General features: G+C 47.5%; 8 protein-coding genes and 1 tRNA gene. 6 read left to right on the top strand and 3 right to left on the bottom strand.

Features of this window, described 5'->3' with window-relative positions:
- Positions 1-555: 555 nt before the first annotated feature.
- The 6 genes from EQG79_RS30785 (at position 556) to EQG79_RS30760 (ending at position 4,704) form a co-directional block, all read left to right on the top strand.
- On the top strand, positions 556-1,197 hold the full coding sequence (locus EQG79_RS30785; protein ID WP_129607077.1) for a BfmA/BtgA family mobilization protein: 642 nt from the start codon (positions 556-558) through the stop codon (positions 1,195-1,197).
- An 18-nt stretch (positions 1,198-1,215) separates the two neighbouring features.
- Positions 1,216-2,100, top strand: a complete 885-nt coding sequence (locus tag EQG79_RS30780) for a DUF5712 family protein (protein WP_129607075.1) — start codon at positions 1,216-1,218, stop codon at positions 2,098-2,100.
- A gap of 56 nt (positions 2,101-2,156) precedes the next feature.
- Positions 2,157-2,456: an HU family DNA-binding protein gene (locus EQG79_RS30775; protein WP_129607073.1), complete on the top strand. Its 300-nt coding sequence runs from the start codon at positions 2,157-2,159 to the stop codon at positions 2,454-2,456.
- Positions 2,457-2,644: 188 nt separating this feature from the next.
- Positions 2,645-2,715: transfer RNA gene (locus EQG79_RS30770), tRNA-OTHER, on the top strand.
- A 61-nt stretch (positions 2,716-2,776) separates the two neighbouring features.
- The gene (locus EQG79_RS30765; protein WP_129607071.1) at positions 2,777-3,592 is read left to right on the top strand and encodes a phosphatase PAP2 family protein; all 816 of its coding nucleotides are present in this window, start codon (positions 2,777-2,779) and stop codon (positions 3,590-3,592) included.
- 83 nt (positions 3,593-3,675) lie between these two features.
- A complete protein-coding gene (locus tag EQG79_RS30760; protein ID WP_206445623.1) occupies positions 3,676-4,704 on the top strand; it encodes a YfgM family protein in 1,029 nt (342 codons plus the stop codon).
- A gap of 172 nt (positions 4,705-4,876) precedes the next feature.
- Here EQG79_RS30760 and EQG79_RS31170 read toward each other — a convergent pair whose 3' ends face one another.
- The 3 genes from EQG79_RS31170 to EQG79_RS30745 form a co-directional block, all read right to left on the bottom strand.
- Positions 4,877-5,131 carry a hypothetical protein gene (locus tag EQG79_RS31170; RefSeq protein ID WP_165358999.1) on the bottom strand — a complete coding sequence of 85 codons (255 nt, stop codon included), beginning with the start codon at positions 5,129-5,131 and terminating at the stop codon, positions 4,877-4,879.
- A gap of 76 nt (positions 5,132-5,207) precedes the next feature.
- Positions 5,208-5,969, bottom strand: a complete 762-nt coding sequence (locus EQG79_RS30750) for a tellurite resistance TerB family protein (protein ID WP_129607069.1) — start codon at positions 5,967-5,969, stop codon at positions 5,208-5,210.
- Between the two features lie 305 nt (positions 5,970-6,274).
- Positions 6,275-7,204 carry a replication initiation protein gene (locus EQG79_RS30745; RefSeq protein ID WP_129607079.1) on the bottom strand — a complete coding sequence of 310 codons (930 nt, stop codon included), beginning with the start codon at positions 7,202-7,204 and terminating at the stop codon, positions 6,275-6,277.
- Positions 7,205-7,433: the final 229 nt, after the last annotated feature.

Raw genomic sequence — 7,433 nt, 5'->3', positions numbered from 1 at the left:
TTTACCGATTAAACCTCACTTTATTAAGGCCACTTTACCGATTAAACCTCACTTTATTACCGATTAAACCTCACTTTATTAAAGTTATCCACACTATAACTGTTTGTAAATCTGATAGTTATAAGCCCTATTTTCCCCTTACAAGTGTTTAACAAGTGATATTTGAAATACACAAACACTTGTCTCGCGCGTGATCGCGGGCGTACACACGCGAGGAAAAGCCGCCAGGAAGTGGTTTGACAGGTACGGTTTAGAAAGTAAAAAAAAGAGTAACGATAAGAATAGTTGAAAAGGGGAGAAAAGACAACGGGGAAAAAAGAGCAAAAAAACAAAAAAAAAGCGGACGCGAACCAAAGCGCGAAGCGGTCTTACAAAGAGCAAGCGGGAATTACGCTTCGCGATAATTCTCACTTGCTCTACGAGGTCACTGTACTGGTAATCAATTAGTTAGTACTACTTTTTATAATTAGTTAGTAAGCAAAAAGTATATTATAGGGTTAAAATACCTTTATTTAGCAAACTGAGAACGTTTTTAGTATATTACTACGCTTAATAATGGAAGCAAAAGCGAATAAATCGGTCCGCTTCGGCGGAGATACTGACCTGAAATTCAGCAAGTTAAGTGAAAAGCTGGGCCGCTCGAAGCAAGAGCTGTTCGGGCAAATGGTGGATTATTTTTACAAATCCCAGAAAGATCCGGGCGACTTGAACGACGAATTGCTCAAAAAAGAGCTGGGTCAGGGGATCAACCGCATCATTTCGTTCATCAAGACCCAGGAAAAGGAGGCACTTATCCCCATCATGGCCGATCAACGCGAAGTGCAGCGTAGCCTAAGCTTCCTGATCAAACAGTTCGACGCCTTTTTCAACTTCGACGACCAGAACTATATCCACGGCTTCTACCTGGATAGCCAGGGGGAACGCCAGCAGGAAACCCAAAATGTGCTGACCCAACAAAAGGAATTACACAAGCACCAGCAGACAATGGCCGCAGAGTTGCAAAAACTGCTCTCTGAGACACGAACGTATCAAAATGAGGTAAGAACACACCGTGAGGGAAAGAGCGCCTTAAAAGCCAAGTTTCGGGCCTTGCTGGATAACTACATTCAGCAGCGTGACGCCCTAAACACGCTCACCCAGGGCCGAGCCGTGAAGGACTTGCAGGAGCACACCCGCAGCCAAGTAGACAATCTGTAATCTTTTCCCTTTCTAACTATGCCCCATATCAACATCACCAGTAGCAGTAGCGGCAGCAATGCCGGCAGTTGTGGCCAGCTCGTGGAGTATCTGGAGAAAGAAAATAATCTGAAAGCCGAGCACAAGGCCGAATTATGGTTCAACCAGGGCCGCGACGATTTACGGGCCTATGAGGTACGTCAGGGCATCGACGCCAACACGGCCAAACTCAAACAGCACGAGGCTAAATACTACCTGGTCAACATTAGCCCCTCCCAGAAGGAACTAGCCCACATCGGCAATGACCCCCAGAAGCTCAAGGACTATGCCCGTGGGGTGATGGCTGAATATGCGGCCAACTTTCAGAAGGGGCTAGGCCCCGATGATGTGAAGTGGTACGGCAAGGTCGAATACAACCGGGGCTACAAGTGGACTGATCCGGAAGTGAAGCAGGGGCTAAGCCAGCGCGGGGAAGCCAAAGCTGGCCATCAAATGCACGTGCAGATCATTGTCAGCCGCAAAGACATGGCCAACCAGCGGCTGTTGAGTCCGTTGACCAACCATCGCGGCCAGGGCAAAAGTGCCGAGCATAGTCACAAGTTCGGCCAGTTTAACCGGGTCGCCTTCAAACAGCGCTGCGAGCGGGCTTTTGATACCCAACTGGACTACCGTCGAGACTTGGAGGAGAGTCTCCGCTATCAGAACACCATGAGCAACGGTACGACCCAAGAGAAGGCCGCTATGACGCTGGAATTGCGCGACAGCCAGCAGGAGCGACAGCAGCAGTTAGCGGCTGATCTACGTAAGGTGGAAGAATTGCGGCTACAGATCGAGCAAGCCAAGAAAATTGAGTTAAGCCAGCAGCGGGAGTTGACCTTGCAGCACGAGCAGAAACAGAATCGAGGCTTGGGAATAGGGATGTGACGAGAGGTTTTTAGGCATATTCCAGCCTTAACCGGACATAAATCAGTTAGTTGACCATGACGAAACAAGATGTAATTAACCAAGTCAGTGAAAAAACCGGCCTTGATACGCTCACCAGCCGGTCCGTTATTGAGTCCTTTTTTAGCGTTGTGAAAGACGCGTTGACCGAAGGTGAACCTATCTATATCCGCACCTTTGGCAGCTTCATTTTGAAAAAGCGGGCGGCCAAACTAGCGCGTAATATCAGCCAGAATACGGCGGTCAGGATTGCGGCTCATGTGATTCCCTCGTTTAAAGCCAGTCGTGCGTTTACCGACCAGGTTCGAGCACAAGAAGTGACTGGTGAAAAGAAATAGAGAAAAGCTAACGGATAAAAGGAGTGGATAATGTCCGATGTTGCCCCTGTTTTACCCCGTTGTAAATTGTACTTTTCGGAGGGGTGTTGTATAAATGAGAGTTATGTTAAGAGACTTTTCCGGGAATTAGCCCCATATTGCCGCCCGTTGAACACCTTGGGAATAAACATTGAAAAACTCTCTTTGCTGACTCTGTAGCTCAACTGGTAGAGCCATTGACCATCGTTAATAGACGACAGTTCGAGTCTGTCCGGAGTCACTTCTGCTGATTTAGTACCCCATCCATATTTCTGTGGGTCGGCGCTTACAAAGATGCCGCCATGACCCGTTTATTTCAAATATGGCCGGTGCTTTTTAGAATAGATTTACCTACGAAGATAATGTGCATGACTAGGCATAGCCATAGCTTACTGTGGCGATTAATCTGGTTAATCGTTTTGGCGGGCTGGGCTGCTCAGGCTCCCGCCCAACCAGACACCATACGAACCACACCACGGCTGTCCATCGCCCGACTGGCCGTTCCATCGGCCTTTATTGGAACAGGCCTTTATACACTCTCCGGGAATCACGCCTTTAATCGATTTGGGGTACGAACTAGTATTCTGAACTATAGTAATGGCTATCGAACCTCTATTGATAACTATCTGGCCGTGGGGCCATCTGCGCTACTGGCTGGTTTAACAGCGGCTGGCGTGAAAGGTCGCTCAACACCCTTTGATCGAGCTGGCTTGTGGTTAACGGCTAGTGCACTAACGGGCATCGTTACCTATGGACTCAAATTTACGACCGGCTACCTTCGTCCGGATGATTCTGATCGGCAGTCGTTTCCATCGGGGCACGCTTCTTTTGCCTTTGCCGGGGCGGGCATCCTCGATCGTGAATTTAGTCATACCAGTGTGCTTATTCCGGTTGCTGGTTATGCCATGGCGGGCACAACAGGCTACCTGCGCATGGTCAATGATAAACACTGGATTTCTGACGTACTGGTTGGAGCCGGGATTGGCCTACTGTCAGCGGAGGCTGCCTATCACGTATATCCTTGGGTCAAGCGAAAGCTAACCCGACGTAGCCGTCACCGTCCAGTGACAAACAAGGATACGCCCCGTTTTCATTCAACTGCTCAGCGCGTTTTCTGATGGGAAGCCACTACATTGTCGGAGTCATTAGCCTACTCATCTGGTCGAATTGCTCTTTTGCTCAATCATCCGGGACAGAATCTATGTCGGTTCATCAGGGATTGGTCAATCAGACACTTCAAGCTATTTATAACAATCAACCGGCCCAGACGAATACATTACTCAACCAATTAGATCAGCGTACAGCGAACCATCCGGGCGTTGACCTGCTCCGAGCCGTTCGGTTACACTGGCAGTGGTTCCCAGCCCGTACCGACCAAGGGTTACGCAACCAACTGGTCACCCTACTCGAAAAAACGGCGGCTAATGCTGCCCAAGGGCTTGACCGACACGCCGATGATCCGGAGTTGATGTTCACCTACTTCACGGCCGAAGCGATGCTGACCCGTATGGCCTACTATGACCGTCAAATGCTTAAATCTGTGGCGTATGCCAAAAATGCATATGCGTATCTGCAAAAGGGGCGGGCGTATCGTCAGCAGTATCCTGACTTTTATTTCTCGTCCGGTCTGTATGATTACTACCGGGAAGAATATCCCCAATTACACCCGGCCTATAAGCCGCTGGTCTGGTTTATGCGTTCAGGTGACAAACAAAAGGGGATGAACCAGTTAGTACTGGCCATCCAGCAGTCGCTTTTCTCCCGCGTCGAAGCCACCCTTTATCTGACACATATCCTGGCTGATTATGAGAACCGCGCTCCGGAAGCCCTGCCCTACTTAGCACAATTAGCGAAGCAATACCCTGACAACCCATTTTTCTCCGCTCGCTATGCCGAAATGCTTTTAAATGCCCAACGTCCAGCTTCTGCGTCCTTGTTAATTGATAACCTGCTGAAAAACCCGCAACCCGTTTACCGACAGGTTGGCTTAGTTCTGAAAGCCCGGTTACGGTTAAGCCAGGGAGCCACCCTTGAAGCCGATACCCTCGCTCAGCAACTGCTCCAAAATCCACCTAAAGACGAAGCGTGGCAAGCGTGGGCATACACAATTCGGGCACGGGTAGCGGTCCAGACTGGCCAGCTAAAACAGGCCCGGCTGCACTACAAGAAGGTGCTTGATTTGGCTGAATATCCGATTCTAAGCCAGGAAGCAAAGCACTATTTAAAGTAGGCCTACAGGACCTATAACTGGGTTGAGTTAAATAAAGGCCGTAAAAAAGCCAACCACTCCTTTGGAGAAGTGGTTGGCTAAAAAGTGTTTCAGTCCATTGAGTGAATCAGTATCCAACCAACTCGAATCCACTAAACTTGTTTAAGCTAAGTGTGAATTCAACTTGGCTGCTCTACTCGTGCTCATGCAGTGGCTCCTTGCTCCCATGCTCATGGGAGTGGTGCAGGGCCGCTTCTTCGGCATGGTGATGGGCGTGGGTGCTGAGTCCGAAAGCCGTATAGCCATGATGAGCCGCTTTCTGGTGATCGCCAGCGGCCAAGTGTTCGGCTGCTGCGCGATGATTATCAGCGGCCTGCTGAAAATACTCGGCTGCCTTTTTATGGTTTTCGGCGGCTTTCTGGTGCTCCTGAGGATGGTCAGTTGTCATAAGAATTGGGGTTTTGAGGTACACTCTCAGAAGTAACTCAAAGGGCAGCAAAAAGTTGGAGCATCTTCTAAGTGTCTCAATGATGCCGTTTGCCGCCTACCAAATTTTTCAACAGGTCACCCAGCCCGCCCGAACTCATACGGCTGTGCTTCGAGCGGCCACTCAAATTACCTAAAATGGAAGTAAATGATCCTAAGCCACCGCCGGTCGGGTTTAGATTACCCCCTACTAGTCCGCCCAACAAGCTACCTAATCCCCCGTTGCGCCCTCGTTGATGTCCCCCACTCATCATTTTGCTGACGACAATCGGAGCTAAGACACCCAGCATCCCTTGTACTATCTGGGGGGATATGTTCGCTTTTTTGAACAGATTATCAAAGCCAGTTTTGGTTAAGAACGAGGGGGAGGTTGGGTCTTCTCCCTGTTGCTGGGCCTGTCCCGCTTGGTCAACAAACTCGTTAAGGATACTGAACTGTTGCTCACTAACACCCAAGTAGGCTGACATCTGCTGGATGTGTTGCTGCTCGGGAGCCGAAAGCCCGCCATCGACTCTTGCGAAAGCAATCAGGTCGGTTATGAACGAAAAACGGAGTTGGCTTCCCTTCAACACATCGAGACACTTTTGTAGGCTCACCTGGGAAGGATTATGGGCAATCTGTTGAACCTCCTGCTGCATAGTTTGAGGTAACTCAGCCGCTTCACTCATTAAATTGAGGAAGTCGGTTTCTTCCACTGAAACGTTGCCATCTGCCAAAGCCATTGTTGCCAATGCCCCCAAGTAAGCCCCTCGTTCTGGTAAAGAGTAATTTTTTAAGAAGGCGTTTTGTTCCTGCTCCATAGCTTCAACGAGTAGATTGGTTGTTTAACTCTATCTGTAATTACTTAAAAAAAATACTTAATCGCTTGCTCGGAATAGCCTATAGTGAAGATAAGAAGAGTCAACTTATTCAACAGGGGAAAAGCCTTTGATGATGCATAATAGCCCTTCTTTACTATTGAAGACAATTTTTTTAGGCTACCACGCAACGCTTTTCTATTCTACTGCGTATAGTCTACTATCAGGATAACATCCGTTTTACCTACAAATTTTTTAGTTAAGTCAGATAGACTTTATTTGAACAGCATTCCGTTTCCTGCACGGTGCTATTTTCCCTTCTCTTTCGTGGTTTCCAGCCCAAATACTTTGGCCGTATAGCTGCCCAAATTCTTCACTTTGCCGTCGCTGGCTTTGGTGTGAATGTCATACAGTTGGCGGTTGATTACCTCAATCGAGTGCATTTCCAACACCTTAGCGGCCTGATCGGGTCGGAGCCGGAACTGTTTAATGAGCCGTTCGAGTAGGGGCGTTACTGGTTCAGACTGCGATTTAATCGAGTAAAAGACTTCAAATTCGACCTGCTCAACGGGTTTCCGTCCTCGCCCTGGCCGGTCGCCAAGAATCGGTTTGTAGGTAAACGTGATGTCCGTATGGCCATTAATTTCCCTTGTGGCCACGTCCAATATGTTTCTTTGAAACCATGTCCAACTTGAATAACTGTCTTTGCCCGTTTTTGGGTCAATAATCCCAAGTATGGTTTTAAGGTCAGTCAGGTTACGCCGAAACGTCTTGTCTTTCATGTTTTTATACATGCACAATAGCTCGTAAACTCGCTTCGCATAAGCTGAATTGAGTGATATAGCCGCAGCCAATTGAATCTTAGTAAATCGTTGATTCAAGTCTACATAAAAGGGACGGACCCGTTGAGAAAGCTCTATTTCAATGATTCCTGTACCCTTCTTATACAAAGCTGAAGAGATAAAAGTGGCTTGTAACAAGTCCCCATTGGGAAGTGTCGTTTCAAACACCCGTGTAAGTAGTTTTCGAGTAGCTTGCTTGTATGTCTCAAACATCAACTCCTTCGATCCAGTAATTTCAGCCATTTCTTTAACTGATACCTGATACATCTTCGTCGGGGCATCCTCTTTTTTGACATTGGCCACTACCATGTACAGAATATTTTTTTCTGCTTCACTCATTTCATAGCGGGCTACGGTTAATGCGTTATCCTGCCATATCTCCACTGTTTTAGCCATTACTGCTGATTTTGAAGCAAATATAAAAAGTGAGATTAAAAAATCAATAATAATAAACAACTTCATTTTTTTACCGATTAAACCTCACTTTATTAAGGCCACTTTACCGATTAAACCTCACTTTATTAAGGCCACTTTACCGATTAAACCTCACTTTATTACCGATTAAACCTCACTTTATTAAAGTTATCCACACTATAACTGTTTGTAAATCTGATAGTTATAAGCC

This window comes from Spirosoma sordidisoli, assembly GCF_004138325.1.
Classification (GTDB): domain Bacteria; phylum Bacteroidota; class Bacteroidia; order Cytophagales; family Spirosomataceae; genus Spirosoma; species Spirosoma sordidisoli.
Note: the sequence above shows the minus strand (reverse complement) of the source record. Positions and strands in the feature narration are given on the sequence as shown.

Excerpts from the sequence above, each read along its gene's own strand:
- EQG79_RS30785 (WP_129607077.1), top strand. The coding sequence starts at position 556 with ATGGAAGCAAAAGCGAATAAATCGGTCCGCTTCGGCGGAGATACTGAC.
- EQG79_RS30780 (WP_129607075.1), top strand. The coding sequence starts at position 1,216 with ATGCCCCATATCAACATCACCAGTAGCAGTAGCGGCAGCAATGCCGGC.
- EQG79_RS30775 (WP_129607073.1), top strand. The coding sequence starts at position 2,157 with ATGACGAAACAAGATGTAATTAACCAAGTCAGTGAAAAAACCGGCCTT.
- EQG79_RS30765 (WP_129607071.1), top strand. The coding sequence starts at position 2,777 with ATGACCCGTTTATTTCAAATATGGCCGGTGCTTTTTAGAATAGATTTA.
- EQG79_RS30760 (WP_206445623.1), top strand. The coding sequence starts at position 3,676 with ATGTCGGTTCATCAGGGATTGGTCAATCAGACACTTCAAGCTATTTAT.
- EQG79_RS31170 (WP_165358999.1), bottom strand. The coding sequence starts at position 5,131 with ATGACAACTGACCATCCTCAGGAGCACCAGAAAGCCGCCGAAAACCAT.
- EQG79_RS30750 (WP_129607069.1), bottom strand. The coding sequence starts at position 5,969 with ATGGAGCAGGAACAAAACGCCTTCTTAAAAAATTACTCTTTACCAGAA.
- EQG79_RS30745 (WP_129607079.1), bottom strand. The coding sequence starts at position 7,204 with ATGGCTAAAACAGTGGAGATATGGCAGGATAACGCATTAACCGTAGCC.